Source organism: Pseudomonas wadenswilerensis (assembly GCF_024749185.1).
Classification (GTDB): Bacteria; Pseudomonadota; Gammaproteobacteria; order Pseudomonadales; family Pseudomonadaceae; genus Aquipseudomonas; species Aquipseudomonas wadenswilerensis.
The window spans coordinates 1,555,588-1,572,603 of the sequence record NZ_CP087191.1 but is presented as its reverse complement, the minus strand read 5'-3'; the positions used below and the strand labels follow the sequence as shown (position 1 = coordinate 1,572,603).

The 17,016-nt window shown below is 62.1% G+C and carries 15 protein-coding genes, 1 tRNA gene and 1 riboswitch; of the genes, 1 reads left to right on the top strand and 15 read right to left on the bottom strand.

Going from position 1 to position 17,016, the window contains the following annotated elements; all coding sequences use genetic code 11:
* Positions 1–74: 74 nt before the first annotated feature.
* The 4 genes from LOY45_RS07270 to alaS all read right to left on the bottom strand — a co-directional run bounded on the left by LOY45_RS07270 (position 75) and on the right by alaS (position 4,554).
* Positions 75–165: transfer RNA gene (locus LOY45_RS07270), tRNA-Ser, on the bottom strand.
* Positions 166–237: 72 nt separating this feature from the next.
* Positions 238–426: a carbon storage regulator CsrA gene (gene csrA, locus LOY45_RS07265; protein ID WP_010226667.1), complete on the bottom strand. Its 189-nt coding sequence runs from the start codon at positions 424–426 to the stop codon at positions 238–240.
* A 185-nt stretch (positions 427–611) separates the two neighbouring features.
* Complete coding sequence (locus LOY45_RS07260) at positions 612–1,847, bottom strand: aspartate kinase (protein ID WP_258578904.1); 1,236 nt, start codon at positions 1,845–1,847, stop codon at positions 612–614.
* A gap of 88 nt (positions 1,848–1,935) precedes the next feature.
* Positions 1,936–4,554, bottom strand: coding sequence for an alanine--tRNA ligase (alaS, locus tag LOY45_RS07255; protein WP_115088129.1), 2,619 nt, complete (start codon positions 4,552–4,554; stop codon positions 1,936–1,938).
* Positions 4,555–4,906: 352 nt separating this feature from the next.
* A riboswitch (FMN riboswitch) is annotated at positions 4,907–5,058 on the top strand.
* 92 nt (positions 5,059–5,150) lie between these two features.
* On the opposite strand from alaS, the gene LOY45_RS07250 reads away from it, so the two are divergent.
* Positions 5,151–5,657, top strand: a complete 507-nt coding sequence (locus LOY45_RS07250) for a 6,7-dimethyl-8-ribityllumazine synthase (protein ID WP_115088130.1) — start codon at positions 5,151–5,153, stop codon at positions 5,655–5,657.
* An 82-nt stretch (positions 5,658–5,739) separates the two neighbouring features.
* Here the strand turns inward: LOY45_RS07250 and astE are convergent, their stop codons facing one another.
* The 11 genes from astE to LOY45_RS07195 form a co-directional block, all read right to left on the bottom strand.
* Positions 5,740–6,747, bottom strand: coding sequence for a succinylglutamate desuccinylase (gene astE / locus LOY45_RS07245; protein WP_115088131.1), 1,008 nt, complete (start codon positions 6,745–6,747; stop codon positions 5,740–5,742).
* 10 nt (positions 6,748–6,757) lie between these two features.
* The gene (locus tag LOY45_RS07240) at positions 6,758–7,048 is read right to left on the bottom strand and encodes a topoisomerase II (protein WP_233673959.1); all 291 of its coding nucleotides are present in this window, start codon (positions 7,046–7,048) and stop codon (positions 6,758–6,760) included.
* 14 nt (positions 7,049–7,062) lie between these two features.
* Positions 7,063–8,412, bottom strand: a complete 1,350-nt coding sequence (gene astB / locus LOY45_RS07235) for an N-succinylarginine dihydrolase (RefSeq protein ID WP_115088133.1) — start codon at positions 8,410–8,412, stop codon at positions 7,063–7,065.
* A gap of 24 nt (positions 8,413–8,436) precedes the next feature.
* Complete coding sequence (gene astD / locus LOY45_RS07230) at positions 8,437–9,903, bottom strand: succinylglutamate-semialdehyde dehydrogenase (protein ID WP_258579293.1); 1,467 nt, start codon at positions 9,901–9,903, stop codon at positions 8,437–8,439.
* On the bottom strand, positions 9,900–10,925 hold the full coding sequence (gene astA / locus LOY45_RS07225) for an arginine N-succinyltransferase (protein WP_115088135.1): 1,026 nt from the start codon (positions 10,923–10,925) through the stop codon (positions 9,900–9,902). Before astA ends, astD begins: the two co-directional genes overlap by 4 nt.
* 74 nt (positions 10,926–10,999) lie before the next feature.
* Positions 11,000–12,019: an arginine/ornithine succinyltransferase subunit alpha gene (gene aruF / locus LOY45_RS07220; protein ID WP_115088136.1), complete on the bottom strand. Its 1,020-nt coding sequence runs from the start codon at positions 12,017–12,019 to the stop codon at positions 11,000–11,002.
* A gap of 132 nt (positions 12,020–12,151) precedes the next feature.
* A complete protein-coding gene (locus LOY45_RS07215; protein ID WP_134063683.1) occupies positions 12,152–13,372 on the bottom strand; it encodes an aspartate aminotransferase family protein in 1,221 nt (406 codons plus the stop codon).
* A 305-nt stretch (positions 13,373–13,677) separates the two neighbouring features.
* On the bottom strand, positions 13,678–14,658 hold the full coding sequence (gene argR / locus LOY45_RS07210) for a transcriptional regulator ArgR (protein ID WP_010226652.1): 981 nt from the start codon (positions 14,656–14,658) through the stop codon (positions 13,678–13,680).
* A gap of 98 nt (positions 14,659–14,756) precedes the next feature.
* Positions 14,757–15,521 (bottom strand): ABC transporter ATP-binding protein, encoded by a 765-nt coding sequence (locus tag LOY45_RS07205; protein WP_010226650.1) that lies wholly within the window; start codon positions 15,519–15,521, stop codon positions 14,757–14,759.
* Positions 15,522–15,587: 66 nt separating this feature from the next.
* Positions 15,588–16,286, bottom strand: coding sequence for an ABC transporter permease (locus LOY45_RS07200; protein ID WP_038996454.1), 699 nt, complete (start codon positions 16,284–16,286; stop codon positions 15,588–15,590).
* Positions 16,283–16,972: an ABC transporter permease gene (locus tag LOY45_RS07195; protein WP_010226646.1), complete on the bottom strand. Its 690-nt coding sequence runs from the start codon at positions 16,970–16,972 to the stop codon at positions 16,283–16,285. Before LOY45_RS07195 ends, LOY45_RS07200 begins: the two co-directional genes overlap by 4 nt.
* Positions 16,973–17,016 lie beyond the last annotated feature (44 nt).

Genomic DNA, 17,016 nt, shown 5'->3' with positions numbered 1-17,016 from the left:
TTTGCCAACCACTTTTTCGTTTAATTTCAACGACTTAGGCGATTCAGGCAGATTACAGCGTCCTACATGAATAATGGCGGAGAAGGGGGGATTCGAACCCCCGATACCCTTGTGAGGTATACTCCCTTAGCAGGGGAGCGCCTTCGGCCACTCGGCCACCTCTCCGCAACACGGGGCGTATAATAACCAGACCCTTCCCCGTTTGCAAACTCTTTTTTGAAAAAAACTCGATAAAAATTAATGGGTTGGTTCTTCGTCCTTCTCTTTCTTGATCCGCAGGTAGATTTCCTCACGGTGGACGGCCACTTCTTTAGGGGCGTTTACCCCTATCCGCACTTGGTTTCCTTTGACGCCGAGCACGGTCACGGTGATTTCGCCGTCGCCAATGATCAGGCTCTCGGCGCACCGACGAGTCAGAATCAACATAGCTTTCTCCTCACGCAATTCAGTTCAGGGATAACAGTCTGCAAAAAAAAGGGCTTCAGCCTACAACCCGTGACGGCTGCTGACCTACGCCTAAGTATTGACTAGCGCGAGCAAAAGCACAGATTTCTCACACCAGCCAGAAAAACGAAGGGCGCGGCCAAGCCGCGCCCCCAGAGGCAGCCGCCTTACTCGCCCTGTCGGGCCGGGGCGTCCAGCTCGAAAGCGGTGTGCAGGGCGCGCACCGCCAGTTCCAGGTACTTCTCTTCTATTACCACCGAGACCTTGATCTCGGAGGTGGAGATCATCTGGATGTTGATGCTCTCCTTGGCCAGCGCTTCGAACATGCGGCTGGCGACACCGGCGTGGGAACGCATGCCGACGCCGACGATCGAGACCTTGGCGATGTTGGTGTCACCGACCACTTCGCGGGCGTTGAGCTCGACGGAGGTCTTGTCCAGGACCTTGTGGGCCTTGTCGTAGTCGTTGCGGTGCACGGTGAAGGTGAAGTCGGTGGTGTTATCGTGCGAAACGTTCTGCACGATCATGTCGACTTCGATGTTCGCGGCACTGATAGGGCCGAGGATCTTGAAAGCAACGCCCGGGGTATCCGGTACGCCGCGGATGGTCAGCTTGGCTTCATCGCGGTTGAAGGCGATGCCGGAAATGATCGGCTGTTCCATGGATTCCTCTTCATCAATGGTAATGAGGGTACCCGGACCCTCCTGGAAGCTGTGCAGCACGCGCAGCGGGACGTTGTACTTGCCGGCAAACTCGACGGCGCGGATCTGCAGCACCTTGGAACCGAGGCTGGCCATTTCCAGCATCTCTTCGAAGGTGATCTTGTCCAGGCGCTGGGCCTGGGCCACCACGCGCGGGTCAGTGGTGTAGACACCATCGACATCGGTGTAGATCTGGCACTCGTCAGCCTTCAGCGCTGCCGCCAGGGCCACGCCGGTGGTGTCGGAGCCACCACGACCGAGGGTGGTGATGTTGCCGTGCTCGTCGACACCCTGGAAACCTGCGACCACGACCACGCGGCCAGCCTTGAGGTCGCCGCGAATCTTCTGGTCGTCGATCTGCAGGATGCGCGCCTTGTTGTGCGCGCTGTCGGTGAGGATCCGCACCTGGTTACCGGTGTAGGACACCGCCGGAATACCACGCTTGATCAGGGCCATGGCCAGCAAGGCGATGGTCACCTGCTCGCCAGTGGAGACGATCACATCCAGTTCACGCGGAACCGGCTGATCGCTGATCTTCTTGGCCAGGTCGATCAGGCGATTGGTTTCGCCACTCATCGCCGACAGTACAACCACCAGGTCATCGCCGGCTTCACGGAACTTCTTGACCTTGTCGGCAACCTGCTCGATTCGCTCGACTGTGCCGACCGAGGTACCGCCAAATTTCTGTACGATCAACGCCATTTCAAAGCCGCCTCAGCCCATGAAGGGCACCCAATAAACATTCAAACGACGCCATGGCCCACCACTAGACGGCGGGCCGATGTACGCCTTAAACGCCCTGCTCCACGAATGGCACGGTCAGGGCCAGCGCGCTGTCCAGCGCTGCGGTGTCTACGCCACCACCTTGCGCCATGTCCGGACGACCACCGCCCTTGCCACCCACCGCGGCAGCGGCTTGCTTCATCAAATCACCGGCTTTGAGTTGGCCAGTCAGGTCTTTGGTCACACCGGCAACCAGTACGACCTTTTCCTCATGGACACTGCCGAGCAGGATCACTGCGCGGCCGAGTTTGTTCTTCAGTTGATCGACCAGCGCCAGCAGCGCCTTGCCATCCTGGCCATCGAGACGTGCGGCCAGGACCTTGACGCCCTTGACCTCGACGGCTGCGTTGGACAGGTCGTCGCCAGCAGCGCTGGCGGCCTTGGCCTGCAGTTGCTCCAGCTGTTTTTCCAGCTGACGGTTGCGCTCGAGCACGGCCGAGAGCTTGTCGATCAGGTTGTCGCGACTGCCCTTGACCAGTTGCGCGGCTTCCTTGAGCTGCTCTTCGGCAGCGTTCAGGTACGCCAGTGCGGCAGCGCCGGTGACCGCTTCGATCCGGCGTACGCCGGAGGCCACGCCACCTTCGCTGATGATCTTGAGCAGACCGATATCACCGGTACGCTTGGCGTGGATACCGCCGCACAGTTCGACGGAGAAATCGCCGCCCATGCTCAGCACCCGCACGCTGTCGCCATACTTCTCGCCGAACAGCGCCATGGCGCCCTTCTGCTTGGCGGTTTCGATATCGGTCTCTTCGGTTTGCACCTCGGAGTTCTTGCGCACTTCGCGGTTGACGATGTCTTCCAGGGCCTTGAGCTGCTCTGGCTTGACCGCCTCGAAGTGACTGAAGTCGAAGCGCAGGCGCTGGCTATCGACCAGCGAGCCCTTCTGTTGTACGTGATCGCCCAGCACCTGGCGCAGCGCCGCGTGCAGCAGGTGGGTGGCGGAGTGGTTCAGCGAGGTGGCGTGCTGAACATCGGCATCGACCCGGGTCTGCACCTGAGCACCGACGGTCAGGGTGCCGCTGGCCACCACACCGTGGTGCAGGAAGGCGCCGCCGGTCTTGGTGGTGTCGCGCACATCGAAGCGCACGTTGCCCGCCTGCAGGTAGCCGGTGTCACCAACCTGGCCGCCGGACTCGGCGTAGAACGGCGTACGGTCGAGGATGACCACACCCTCCTCGCCTTCACCCAGCTGCTCGACGACCTTGCCGTCCTTATAAAGAGCAACGATGCTGGCACTGCCTTCGGTGGCGTTGTAGCCGGTGAACTCGGTCGCCACGTCGACCTTGACCAGGGTGTTGTAGTCCAGGCCGAAGGCGCTGGCGGAGCGGGCACGCTCACGCTGGGCTTCCATCTCGCGCTCGAAGCCTGCTTCGTCGATGGTCAGCTCGCGTTCGCGGGCGATGTCGGCGGTCAGGTCCATCGGGAAACCGTAGGTGTCGTACAGCTTGAACACCACGTCACCCGGCACTACGGTGCCCTTGAGATCGGCCAGGTCCTGCTCGAGGATTTTCAGGCCCTGCTCCAGGGTCTTGGCGAACTGCTCTTCTTCAGCCTTGAGCACGCGCTCGATGTTGGAATGCTGTTGCTGGAGCTCGGGGAAGGCTTCGCCCATCTCGGCCACCAGGGCGGCGACGATCTTGTAGAAGAAGCTGCCAGTGGCGCCCAGCTTGTTACCGTGGCGGCAAGCGCGACGGATGATGCGGCGCAGCACGTAGCCGCGGCCTTCGTTGGACGGCAGCACGCCGTCGGCAATCAGGAAGCTGCAGGAACGGATGTGGTCGGACACCACTTTGAGCGACGACTGCTCTTCGTTGGCGCAGCCAATGGCGGCGGCCGAAGCGCTGAGCAGGTTGCGGAACAGGTCGATCTCGTAGTTCGAGTGCACATGCTGCATGACCGCACTGATGCGCTCCAGGCCCATGCCGGTATCCACCGACGGTGCTGGCAGCGGGTGCAGCACGCCATCGGCGGTGCGGTTGAACTGCATGAAGACGTTGTTCCAGATCTCGATGTAGCGATCGCCGTCTTCTTCCGGCGAGCCGGGTGGGCCGCCCCAGATGTCTGCGCCGTGATCGTAGAAGATCTCGGTGCACGGGCCGCACGGGCCGGTATCGCCCATGGTCCAGAAGTTGTCGGAGGCGTATGGTGCGCCCTTGTTGTCGCCGATGCGCACCATGCGCTCGGCCGGTACGCCGATTTCCTTGGTCCAGATGTCGTATGCCTCATCGTCGCTGGCATAGACGGTGACCCAGAGTTTCTCTTCCGGCAGGTTCAGCACCTTGGTCAGGAAGGTCCAGGCGTAGGTGATGGCGTCTTTCTTGAAATAGTCACCGAAGCTGAAGTTACCCAGCATTTCGAAGAAGGTGTGGTGACGGGCGGTGTAGCCGACGTTTTCCAGGTCGCTGTTCTTGCCACCGGCGCGCACGCACTTCTGGCTGCTGGTCGCGCGGGTGTAGGCGCGCTTTTCCTGGCCAAGGAAGCAGTCCTTGAACTGGTTCATCCCCGCGTTGGTGAACAACAGGGTCGGGTCGTTGCCCGGAATCAAGGAGCTGGAGGCAACTCGGGTGTGTCCCTGCTCTTCGAAGAAGCGAAGGAAGGCTTCACGGATTTCTGCGCTTTTCATAGGTTCTTCCACGGAAACGGCGGCCTTAAGGCAAATGCTTGCGTCAAATTGACGAAACGACGGCAAAGGGCCGCATTATATCGGGCCTTAGGCTTGGGTGCAGTGTGTTTATGCTATAGAAACCGTCAATTGGACGGCCTGCAACGACAACGTCAGCGAAAAACCGCTCGCGACCACTCCGCCCGACCTCTCTGGGCCTGATTTGATCTGGTGACACGATATTACTGGGGCCGCACAAAGCAATTGGCAAGGTTTCCCGGATGAAATGTCGTTGATCCGGAAAAAATCGTTAGCAGCCTATACGTTTACCTGACATCTGTGCTAATAATTCCTCGCCGTTGACAACCGACGGTAACGTTCTCAGGGCGGGGTGCGATTCCCCACCGGCGGTAATTGCGCGCAATGCGCATAGCCCGCGAGCGCTTGCAGGCCTGCCTGCAAGGTCAGCAGACCCGGTGTGATTCCGGGGCCGACGGTCATAGTCCGGATAAAGAGAGAACGGGAGAGGTGCATCCGCGCCTGTCGTTGTGCAGCTGCATGGCGAAATCCCCTTCGATCCAGCGCCCTGTTTCTCATCCAAACAGGAGTCCGTTTCAATGCAACCTACCGCAATCGATAGCAAGAACCCTTCCCACGAGCGCATCGCCTTCATCCAGGCCTGCTGGCACAAGGATATTGTCGACCAGGCTCGCAAGGCATTCGTCGAAGAGATGGGTAAACAAGGCTATCAGGCGAGCGATATCGATTTCTTTGAAGTCGGCGGCGCTTTCGAGATCCCTCTGCACGCCAAGCTGCTGGCCCGTGGTGGTCGCTACGCCGGCATCGTCGCCGCCGGCCTGGTGGTCGATGGCGGCCTGTACCGCCATGAGTTCGTCGCCCAGTCGGTGATCAGCGGCCTGATGCAGGTGCAGCTGGAAACCGAGGTGCCGGTGTTCTCGGCTGTGCTGACCCCGCACCACTTCCATGCCGGTGACGAGCATCAGAACTTCTACTTCGAACATTTCCTGGTCAAGGGCGCCGAGGCGGCCAAGACCTGCGCCGATACCCTGCACAAGCTGCGCGCCCTGCGTCGCAATGAAGTGCCGCAAAAAATGGCCGGCTGAATAACCCTGTAGGAGCGGGCTTGTCCCGCGATGCGATGCAGCAGGTAGATCGCAATCGCGGGGCAAGCCCGCTCCCACCCAATCAGCCTAGCTGTTCGGGGTTGGCGGGAACGATCAGAATCCCCGCCCGCAAACCATTCTTGACCTTCGGGTTGGGGAAGATGATGCGCGCGCCCTGCTCCTCGACGATCCAGCGGGTGTCGGCGATATCCTCGGCCAGCAGGTAGCCGGGTTCGAGCTCCGAGAAGTTCTCTATATCCGCAGGCAGGTTCAGACGAAAATGCTCGCTGTGCTTGATGATCTCGCGAGCCACGCTGAATAGCTGCAGGCCATCCAGGGCTTGAGGCTCTTCAGGCTCGGTGCCTTCGATGATCTGCTTGAGACGGGTCTCCAGGCGCTCGACATTGACCTGGCCGTTCTCCCCGAACGGCCGCGCCTTGCCCAGCTCCAGGGTGAAGGCTTCAGCCTCCAATTGCTCATAGGTGTAGGCGGTGAAGGTGATCGACACCTTGCTTTGCAGCAGCACCGCCTCCATGCCGGCCGCACTCAGGCGCGCCAGTTCGCGACGCGAATGCTGGCGACCTTCCTTGTACGGATAGAGGGCGAACTGCTCGATCTTCGAACCACGAATGGCGGTGTGCAGGTCGTAATGCAGGCGGGTGCGCTCGGGGACGCTGAAAAAAGTCGCCGCCAGGCGCTCCAGCTCACAGGCACGCAGGGCCTCGGCACCACTGGACTGATCGTGGCGGCCATTGAACAAGCGGTTGACGTCCTGCTCGATGTAACGCTCGCCGCGGCGGATCGCCTCGGGGTTGCCGAACAGGAACAGAATACGCGCACGCGGTTTGAGATCGCCGCGGGCAATGTCGTGCAGCAGCCGATCGAGCAACTCGATCGGTGCGGTTTCGTTGCCATGGATGCCCGCCGACAGCAGCAGGTCCTGGCCATTGTCACGAGCCTCGGGCGGGCGCACTTCGAGGGCGCCCTCGCCGAGCCAGCGCATGCGTACGCCGTCGACAGTCAGCTGGGTCTTCTCTGCCGGTTCGCGACCGGCCAGGGTCAGTTCAAGCAGTTTGCCGAGGGCGAGCATGGGCTATTCCTTAGTGATGGTGGCCGCAGTCGGGACCATGGACGTGTTCTTCATCGTCGCCGGCATCGGCCGGTTCCATTTCCAGCTGCAGGCTGACCAGGTTGGTCGCCAGCGGACGCAGCAGCAAGTTGGCGTACTCGGTATCGTCTTCTTCGACGTCGACGCCGATCAGCAGCTGACCACGGCCATCCTGCTGAATCCATACCTCCTTGCCTTGCCAGACCACCGCAAAGCGGGTGCAGGAAGTTTCCAGCTGGGTACCATCGTCATCTTCAAGGATCAGCTGCAGGGCGTCGGACATAGTCGAATTCTCTCTCAAGGTTGAAGTTGGAACGGATAGACCGAACCCAGTTTGAGGATCTGGGTCAGTTCATCCAGGGCCGTACGACATTCCAGCAACAACTGCGGATCGGCCAGGTCGGTTTCGCTCAGGCGATCACGGTAGTGCTTGTCAACCCATTGGGTCAGGGTGTCGTACAGCGGTGCGGTCATGATAACGCCTGGATTGACCGCCGCCAGTTCCGTTTCATTCAATGCCACGCGCAAGCGCAGGCACGCCGGCCCGCCACCGTTCTGCATGCTCTGCTTGAGGTCGAAGACCTTGACCTCGCTGACCGGTCCGCCAGAGCCGGTCAGTGACGACAGATACGCCCAGACCCGCTCATTGTTGTGGCACTCTTCCGGCACGATCAGCAGCATCGAACCATCGGCGCGAGACAGCAACTGGCTGTTGAACAGGTACGAACGCACGGCGTCCTCTACCGTGACAGCCGAGCGCGGTACGCAGATCGCCTTGAAGTTACCGCCTCGTTTAGCCAGTTTAGCCTGCAGTTGGCCAAGTATCGCCTCGGTCTCGAGGAAGGCATCTTCGTGGTAGAACAGCACTTCGCCGTTACCCACCGCGATCACATCGTTGTGGAACACGCCCTGGTCGATCACCGCCGGGTTCTGCTGGGCGTAGACCACGCCCTCCTCGCTCAGACCGTGCAGGCGGGCGACGGCTTGCGAAGCTTCGAGGGTCTGGCGCGCCGGGTATTTCTGCGGCGCCGGATAGCGGGTGTCGAAGGCGCTGCGCCCGTAGACGAAGAATTCGACACCGGCCTCGCCGTAGCTGCGGCAGAAACGGGTATGGTTGGCTGCACCTTCATCACCGAACTGCGCCACGGCCGGCAAGGCGGCGTGGTGGGCAAAGTGCTGCTGGTTGGCGAACATCGCGCCCAGCACACGGCTGGTAGTCGGGTGCTCGATACTGCGGTGATATTTGCAGTTGAGGTTGGCAGCCGTGAAGTGCACGCGACCGTCCGCCGTGTCGGCACTCGGGCTGACGGTGGCGGCATTGGCCACCCACATGCTCGATGCCGAGCAACTGGCGACCAGCAACGGCATGGCGTCCTTGGCGGCACGCTCGATCACTTGCGCATCGGTGCCGGCAAAACCCAGGCGGCGCAGCGCGGCCACGTCCGGACGCTCCTGCGGGGCCAGTACGCCCTGCTGGAAACCCATCTCCATCAACGCTTTCATCTTCGCCAGGCCCTGACGCGCCGCTTCCCGCGGGTTGGACGCCTGCTGGCTGTTGCTTTGCGAAGCAACGTTGCCGTACGACAGCCCGCCGTAGTTGTGCGTCGGTCCGACCAGACCATCAAAATTCACTTCAAACGATTTCATCGGCAAGGCTCCGTGGACCTTTTGTTATAGGGAGACGCCTGGCGTCAGTGTGGCAGGCAGGGTCAGGCTGGCGGTCTCCAGCGAGGCTACCGGGTAAGCACAGTAATCCGCCGCGTAGTAGGCGCTGGCGCGGTGGTTGCCGCTGGCACCCACTCCACCGAATGGTGCGCTGCTGGCGGCGCCGGTCAGTTGTTTGTTCCAGTTGACGATGCCGGCGCGGCTTTGCAGCCAGAAGTACTGGTAGCGCGCGTGGGAATCGGACAACAGGCCGGCTGCCAGGCCGTACTGGGTGTTGTTGGCCTCACTGATGGCCGCATCGAAATCGCTGTAGCGAATCACCTGCAGCAGCGGGCCGAAGAACTCTTCGTCAGGGCGATCGGCTACCGCGCTGACATCGATGATGCCCGGGGTCAGCAAGGCGGCCGTGGCCTGCGGCTGGGTCATTTGCAGCAGCGCGATACCACCGTTGCCCAGCAGTTGCGCCTGGGCATCGAGCAGTGCCTTGGCGGCGCCCAGGGAGATCACCGAACCCATGAACGGCGCCGGCTGCTGATCGAAAGCGCCGACCGAGATGTTCTTGCTCACCTCGACCAGGCGCTTGAGCAGCGCATCGCCCCAGGCGCCTTGCGGCACCAGCAGGCGGCGTGCACAGGTGCAGCGCTGGCCGGCGGAAATGAACGCCGACTGAATGATGGTGTACACCGCGGCGTCCAGGTCCTTGACCTCGTCGACCACCAGCGGGTTGTTGCCGCCCATCTCCAGGGCCAGGATCTTCTCCGGACGGCCGGCGAACTGCTGGTGCAGCAGGTTGCCGGTGCGGCTGGAGCCGGTGAAGAACAAACCGTCGATGCCCGGGTTGGCAGCCAGGGCCACGCCAGTTTCGCGGGCGCCCTGGACCAGGTTGAGCACGCCTGCCGGCAGGCCGGCCTCGATCCAGCACTTGACCGTCAGCTCGGCGACTTTCGGGGTCAGTTCGCTGGGCTTGAACACTACGGTGTTACCGGCCAGCAGCGCCGGGACAATATGACCGTTGGGCAGGTGACCGGGGAAGTTGTACGGGCCGAACACCGCGACCACGCCATGGGGCTTGTGGCGCAGCACGGCGGTGGCATCGGCCAGCGGGCCGCTCTTTTCACCGGTGCGCTCGCGGTAGCTCTGTACCGAAATCGCCACCTTGTTGACCATGCTGGTCACTTCGGTCGTGGCTTCCCACAGCGGCTTGCCGGTTTCTTCACCGATGCAGCGCGCCAGTTCATCGGCATTGGCCTTGAGCGCGGCGGCAAAGGCTTCGAGCACACTGATGCGCGCCTCCAGCGACTGCAGCGCCCAGCCGGCAAAGGCCTGACGCGCGGCCTTGACGGCGCTGTCAACCTGCTCGGCGCTGGCGCCCTGGCCTTGCCAGACAACCTGCTGGCTAACCGGATCGAGCGATTGCAGCGCTTCGCCCTGCCCTGTCTGCCAACTGCCGGCGATAAAGTGAGTCGTCATTATTTGGCCTCCCGGGCAGCGGACAGTGGTACGGCACGCACCTGGTCACCGGCGCTCAGGCGCAGGCGTTTGGCGGTCTGTGGGTCGACCACCAGGGTGCCGGCGGCAAAGCGCGCAGGTGCGGCGGTGATGCGGCAGTCTTCGCGCTTGCGGTTGTGAATGATGAACGGGGTCGCGTCGTCGCCCGGGGTACCGACGGCCAGTACCAGCGCCTCGCTGTCGTGCACTGCGCGGATCTTGGCGGTTTCGCACTCCACCGCAGGGCCCGCGTCGAAGATGTCGACATAGCCCTGGTAGCTGAAACCTTCGCTTTTGAGCATTGCCAGCGCCGGCTCAGTGTCGGTGTGCACCCGGCCGATGACGTTGCGCGCCGCTTCCGAGAGGAAGCAGGTGTACAGCGGGAACTTGGGCATCAGCTCGGCAATAAAAGCCTTGTTGCCGACGCCGGTCAGGTAATCGGCCTGGCTGAATTCCATCTTGAAGAAGTGCCGGCCCAGGCTTTCCCAGAACGGCGAACGGCCCTGTTCGTCGGACATGCCGCGCATTTCAGCGATGATCTTGTTGCCGAACAGCTCCGGGAACTCGGCGATGAACAGCAGGCGCGCCTTGGCCAGCAAGCGGCCATTGAGGCCACTGCGGTGGTCGCCACGCAAGAACAGTGAGCACAGCTCGGAGTTGCCGGTCAGGTCGTTGGCCAGGAACAGGGTGGGGATTTCCCGATAGATGTTCAGTTCCTGGGAAGCGCTGACGGTCAGGCCGACCCGGTAGTTGTACCAGGGCTCACGCAGGCCGACCGCACCGGCGATGGCGGAGATACCCACCACTACGCCTTCGTCGTTTTCCAGCACGAACAGGTAATCGGCATCACCGCGTTCGGCTTCGCCACGGAAAGTCTTCTCGGCCCAGCCGACCCGGTGTGCCAGGCGCTCTTCGTTGGCCGGCAAGGTGGTCAGGCCGGTGCCGGTGCTGCGCGCCAGCTCGATCAGCGCAGGTAAATCGCTGCTGCGTACGGGACGAACGATCATGCTATCTCCTCGGGCGGCGGCCTTGGGCCTGCCGCAAAACTCGACCTGGGTGCTCGGTTATCGAACCGCAGGGATCAAACCGCGACCAGACGGACGCTGGCGCCTTCACCGACGCCCAGGGCTTCGGCAGCTTCAAGACTCAGGCTGACCGGCTTGCCGGGTGCCCAGTCGAGCTCCAGCAGCACCGCGCGGTAATCCTGCAACTGGCCGTTGCTGACCAGGTACGGGCGCCCGCCCTTGCTGGCGGCATCGTCCAGCTTGACCGGCATCACCCGGCTCTGGGCAATCGAACGGATACCGGAAACCCGCGCATGCAGGGTCGGACCGCCGTCGAAAATGTCGATGTAGTGATCGGTCTCGAAGCCTTCGCGCATCAGGATGTCGAAGGTGATCTGCGCCCGCGGGTGCACCTGGCCCATGGCCTCCTGCGCGGCATCCGGCAGCAAGGGCACGTAGATCGGGTAATGCGGCATCAGCTCGGCCAGGAAGGTCCGGCTCTTGAGACCGCACAGGCGCTCGGCCTCGGCGTAATTGAGGTCGAAGAAGTTGCGCCCGATGGCATCCCAGAACGGCGAATCGCCATGCTCGTCGCTATAGCCGACGATTTCGGTGACCACCGACTCGGCGAAGCGTTCCGGGTGGGCGGCCATGAACAGCAGGCGGCCACGGGAGTTGAGCTCGGCCCAGCCGCTGCCGACCAGCTCCGGCAGCACGTAGAAGCTGGTCAGCAGGCTGTTGCCGGTCAGGTCGTGGCATTGCGACAGGACGTGAATCTTGTTGTGGATCTTCAGCTCCCGGGACGCATGCACGAAGGTCTCGTTGCGAAAGCTGTAGAACGGCTCGGAATAGCCAGCTGAGGCGACGATGGCCGAACAGCCGACCAGCTTGCCGGTGCTGCTGTCTTCAAGGACGAAGAAATAGCTCTCTTCTCCGTTGAAGCTGACTTCGGCAGCGAAGGACGTTTCCGAAGCGGCAATCTTGTCGCTCAGGCGACCGGCATCATCCGGCAAGGACGTGACACCAATGGGGCTGTCTGCGGCAAGACGCTGTACTTCACCCAGATCAGCCATTTGCGCGGGGCGCATCACCAGCATGGTGTCACTCCTTTCGGGAAAACAGGCCGACATCCGCCGGCTCAAAGAAAAACAGCAGGCGCCCGCAGGCACCTGCTCTGGAATTCGGTTTCACCGGCCCGGCAGGGCCGATGAAAGGACTTCAGGCTTGAATCAGGCCTGAGTCAGTTTTGCTGCAGCGCGCTCGAAACGGTCCAGGCCTTCATCGATATCAGCATCCTCGACCACCAGGCTCGGGGCGAAACGCACGACGTCTGGGCCGGCTTGCAGCACCATCAGGCCTTCTTTCTCGGCGGCGTTGAAGACATCCTTGGCCTTGCCTTTCCAGGCCTCGGACAGCACGCAACCGATCAGCAGGCCAACCCCACGTACCTGGGTGAACAAGCCGTATTTCTCGCCGATCTGCTCCAGGCGTGCCTTGAACTTCTGGTGCTTGGCCTTGACGCCGGCCAGCACTTCAGGGGTGTTGACCACATCCAGCACCGCGCTGGCGACGGCACAGGCCAGCGGGTTGCCGCCGTAGGTGGTGCCGTGGGTGCCGACGGCCAGGTGCTTGGCCAGGTCTTCGGTGGTCAGCATGGCGCCGATCGGGAAACCGCCGCCCAGGCTCTTGGCACTGGAGAGGATGTCCGGAGTCACGCCGTAGTGCTGGTAGGCAAACAACGAGCCGGTACGGCCAACGCCGGTCTGCACTTCGTCGAAGATCAGCAGCGCGTTGTGCTTGTCGCACAGCTCGCGGGCGCCTTGCAGGTAGGCAACGTCAGCCGGGACCACACCGCTCTCGCCCTGGATCGGCTCGATGACCACGGCGCAGGTCTTGTCGGAAATCTGCGCTTTCAGCGCTTCCAGGTCGTTGTACGGCACGTGGCTGATACCCGTGATTTTCGGCCCGAAACCGTCAGAGTACTTCGGCTGGCCGCCGACGCTGACGGTGAACAGGGTGCGACCGTGGAAGCTGTTAACGGTGGCGATGATCTCGTGCTTCTCGGGGCCGAAACGGTCGTGGGCGACACGCCGGGCCAGTTTGAACGCCGCCTCGTTGGCTTCGGCGCCGGAGTTGCAGAAGAACGCACGGTCGGCGAAGGTCGCATCGACCAGCTTGTGCGCCAGGCGCAGGGCCGGCTCGTTGGTGAACACGTTGGACACGTGCCACAGCTTGTTGGCCTGCTCGGTCAGGGCGCCAACCAGCGCCGGATGGGCATGGCCAAGGACGTTAACGGCGATGCCGCCGGCGAAATCGATCAGCTCGCGGCCCGCCTGATCCCAGACGCGGGAGCCCGCTCCACGGACGGGAATGAAAGCCGCCGGTGCATAGTTGGGGACCATCACCTGGTCGAAATCGGCGCGTTGCACCGGAGCTTGCTCAACGGACATCGGAGTCTCCTGAAGAGGAACGCCTGCCTGGAACTGGCGAGCGATGGGGGGATTGTAAGGACAGATCGGCGCCTGACCTTGCCGCCAAGCGACAACTTCTTATAGCGCCAAACCCTGTTTTACCAAGGCTTACGGCAATGCGACAAATAGGGTCGCAAAGGCGCAGTTTAAACGCTGCGGGTGTGGTGGGGACACAACTGTATTCGGGCTGCTGCGCAGCCATCGCCGGCAAGGCCGGCTCCCACAAGGGGCTCTGCATACACAAGAACTGTGGGAGCCGGCGTTGCCGGCGATAGCATCGGCTATCAGCCGCGCTCCGCGGGCACCGACGACAGTTCGAACGGGCTGCTGCTACGTCGCTGATTACGATCTTCCCGCGGCGTTGCGCCAAAGAAGTTGCGGTAGGCGCTGGAGAAATGCGGCCCGGAAGAAAACCCGCAGGACAGCCCGATCTGGATGATCGACTTGCTGGTCTGCATCAGCATCTGCCGCGCCTTGTTCAGGCGCAGTTCCAGGTAGTACTGGCTCGGCACGCGATTGAGGTATTGCTTGAAGATCCGCTCCAGTTGGCGGCGCGATACACACACATGCTGGGCGATCTCGTCGGTGGTCAGCGGCTCTTCGATGTTGGCTTCCATCAGCAGCACGGCCTGGGTCAGCTTCGGATGGCTGGAGCCGAGACGGTTTTGCAGCGGAATGCGCTGGCGCTCGCCACCCTCACGAATGCGCTCGACCACCAGCTCTTCAGACACCGCACCGGCAAGCTCGGCACCATGATCGCGAGCCAGCACCGCCAGCAGCAGGTCGATTACCGACATGCCGCCGCACGCCGTCAAACGGTCGCGATCCCAATCGAACAAGTGGCTGGTGGCAATGACCTTGGGGAAGCGTTCGGCGAAATCATCCTGCCAGCGCCAGTGCACCGCAGCCCGATAACCATCGAGCAGGCCCAACTGCGCCAACGGGTAAACCCCCGCCGACAGGCCGCCGACCACGCAACCGGCACGTACCAGCTGCTTGAGTGCGCTGGCCAGGCTCGACGCCACGGCCTGGGGCGGCTCGTCAGCCAGCAAAAACAGCTTCTGGCAACCTTCGAGCTTGCCGGCCCACGGCTCGCCCGGCAGGCGCCAGGCACCTTCGCCAGGTGCTTCGGCCTGCAGGAACGACAGCTCGTAGACCACTTCCGGATGGACCTTCTGGGCAACCCGCAACACCTCTTCCGCCAGCGCCAGGGTCAGGGCCTTGGTGCTGGGCCAGATGAGAAAACCGATTCGCTGGGTGGTCATGGGGTGCGGTCCGAAACCTGAAAAAGGTCAAGAAGTTAGAGCCTGGTCATGCTGCGCGTACGATGCAGCATGACCCATTTTGGTGCAAAACGGCAATCTTACTTCAGGCTGCCCGAAAGGAACTGTTGCAGACGCTCCGATTGCGGGTTGACCAGCACTTCGCGTGGGTTGCCGCTCTCTTCCACCAGGCCCTTGTGCAGGAACACCAGCTGGTTCGACACCTCGCGGGCAAAGCCCATTTCGTGGGTGACCACGACCATGGTCCGGCCTTCCTGGGCCAGCGACTGCATGACCTTGAGCACATCACCGACCAGCTCCGGGTCGAGCGCCGAGGTCGGCTCGTCGAACAGCATCACTTCCGGCTCCATGGCCAGCGCCCGGGCAATTGCCACGCGCTGCTGCTCACCACCGGACATATGCCCAGGATAGGCGTCCTTGCGGTGGGCAACACCGACTTTGGCCAGGTAGTGCTCGGCTTTTTCCAGGGCGTCTTTTTTCGACATGCCCAGCACGTGCACCGGCGCTTCGATGATGTTTTCCAGCGCGGTCATGTGCGACCACAGGTTGAAGTGCTGGAACACCATCGACAGGCGCGAACGCATGCGCTGCAGTTGCTTGGGATCGGCGGCCTTGAGCGCGCCGTCCTTGTTGGCCACCAGCTTGAGCTCTTCGTTGTTGAGCAGGATCTTGCCCGCGTGCGGCTGCTCGAGCAGGTTGATGCAGCGCAGGAAAGTACTTTTGCCCGAACCGCTGGAGCCGATGATGCTGATCACGTCGCCTGCCTTGGCCGCCAGGGACACGCCCTTGAGCACTTCGTGACTGCCGTAGCGTTTATGCAGATCTTGGACTTCGAGTTTGTACATGCTGTCGATTCTCACAAAGCAGTCAGACTTGAGCTAACGCTCAGGGCGAAAAAGTGGGCGCAGGCCTCAGTGCTTGCGCGGCGCCAGGTAGCCGAGCCAGCGACGCTCGGCCAGCTTGAACAGGCGCACCAGAATGAAGGTCAGGCACAGGTAGAACACGCCAGCCGTGATATAGGCCTCGAACGGCAGGTAGTACTGGGCGTTGACCGTGCGCGCTGCACCGGTGATGTCGATCAGGGTCACGATCGACGCCAGGCTGGTGGTCTGCAGCATCATGATCACTTCGTTGCTGTACTGCGGCAGCGCCCGGCGCAGGGCCGACGGCAAGAGGATGCGGCGGTACATCTTGACCCGCGACATGCCCATGGCCTTGGCCGCCTCGATCTCGCCGTGCGGCGTGGCCTTGAGGCTGCCGGCGATGATTTCGGCGGTATAGGCACTGGTGTTGATGGCAAAGGCCAGGCAGGCACAGAAGGTCGCACTGGACAGCCACGGCCAGAGAAAGCTTTCACGTACCGCTTCGAACTGGGCCAGGCCGTAGTAGATCAGGAACAGCTGCACCAGCATCGGTGTGCCACGGATCACGTAGGTGTAGAGCCAGGCGCTCATGTTCACCAGCGGCTGCTTGGAAACGCGCATAAGGCCCAGCGGGATCGCCGCCAGCAAACCGAACAGCAGCGACAGCGCCAGCAGCTTGAGGGTGGTCAGCAGGCCGTTCAGGTACAGCGGCAGCGCTTCCCAGATGACGTTGTAGTCGAAAATCATAGATCAGCCGCCTTTACGCCTACCGAGTAGCGCTTCTCGAGGTAACGCAGGGCCAGCAGCGAAACACTGGTGATCACCAGGTACAGCGCCGCTACCGCCAGGAAGAAGGTGAAAGGCTCGCGAGTGGCATCGGCCGCCTGCTTGGCCTTGAACATCATGTCCTGCAGGCCGACCACCGAAATCAGTGCGGTAGCCTTGGTCAGGACCAGCCAGTTGTTGGTGAAGCCAGGAATCGCCAGGCGAATCATCTGCGGCACCAGCACCCGGAAGAAAATCTGCAGGTTGCTCATGCCATAGGCCATGCCGGCTTCGGCCTGCCCCTTGGGAATGGCCATGAACGCACCACGGAAGGTTTCCGACAGATAGGCACCAAAGATGAAACCGAGGGTGCCGATACCCGCCATCAGCGGATTGAGGTCGATATAGTCGTCAAAGCCCAGCAGCGGCGCGACGCGATTGAGCAGATCCTGGCCGCCGTAGAAGATCAGCAGGATCAGTACCAGATCGGGAATCCCGCGGATCACGGTGGAATACAGATCGCCGAGCCAGGCCAGCCAGCGCACTGGCGACAAACGCAGCGCCACACCGATCAGACCGAGCACGATGGCCAGGGCCATGGACGACAAGGCGAGCTGTAGCGTCAGCCACGCTCCGTCGAGGATGACTGCCCCGTAGCCTTTCAACATGATGAGGTCCTCGACCTTAGGGATGAAAAAATGGTGCAAACCTC

Excerpts from the sequence above, each read along its gene's own strand:
- LOY45_RS07200 (WP_038996454.1), bottom strand. The coding sequence starts at position 16,286 with ATGATTTTCGACTACAACGTCATCTGGGAAGCGCTGCCGCTGTACCTG.
- alaS (WP_115088129.1), bottom strand. The coding sequence starts at position 4,554 with ATGAAAAGCGCAGAAATCCGTGAAGCCTTCCTTCGCTTCTTCGAAGAG.
- LOY45_RS07250 (WP_115088130.1), top strand. The coding sequence starts at position 5,151 with ATGCAACCTACCGCAATCGATAGCAAGAACCCTTCCCACGAGCGCATC.
- astA (WP_115088135.1), bottom strand. The coding sequence starts at position 10,925 with ATGATCGTTCGTCCCGTACGCAGCAGCGATTTACCTGCGCTGATCGAG.
- LOY45_RS07215 (WP_134063683.1), bottom strand. The coding sequence starts at position 13,372 with ATGTCCGTTGAGCAAGCTCCGGTGCAACGCGCCGATTTCGACCAGGTG.
- LOY45_RS07240 (WP_233673959.1), bottom strand. The coding sequence starts at position 7,048 with ATGTCCGACGCCCTGCAGCTGATCCTTGAAGATGACGATGGTACCCAG.
- LOY45_RS07205 (WP_010226650.1), bottom strand. The coding sequence starts at position 15,521 with ATGTACAAACTCGAAGTCCAAGATCTGCATAAACGCTACGGCAGTCAC.
- argR (WP_010226652.1), bottom strand. The coding sequence starts at position 14,658 with ATGACCACCCAGCGAATCGGTTTTCTCATCTGGCCCAGCACCAAGGCC.
- LOY45_RS07260 (WP_258578904.1), bottom strand. The coding sequence starts at position 1,847 with ATGGCGTTGATCGTACAGAAATTTGGCGGTACCTCGGTCGGCACAGTC.
- aruF (WP_115088136.1), bottom strand. The coding sequence starts at position 12,019 with ATGCTGGTGATGCGCCCCGCGCAAATGGCTGATCTGGGTGAAGTACAG.
- LOY45_RS07195 (WP_010226646.1), bottom strand. The coding sequence starts at position 16,972 with ATGTTGAAAGGCTACGGGGCAGTCATCCTCGACGGAGCGTGGCTGACG.
- astB (WP_115088133.1), bottom strand. The coding sequence starts at position 8,412 with ATGAAATCGTTTGAAGTGAATTTTGATGGTCTGGTCGGACCGACGCAC.
- astE (WP_115088131.1), bottom strand. The coding sequence starts at position 6,747 with ATGCTCGCCCTCGGCAAACTGCTTGAACTGACCCTGGCCGGTCGCGAA.
- csrA (WP_010226667.1), bottom strand. The coding sequence starts at position 426 with ATGTTGATTCTGACTCGTCGGTGCGCCGAGAGCCTGATCATTGGCGAC.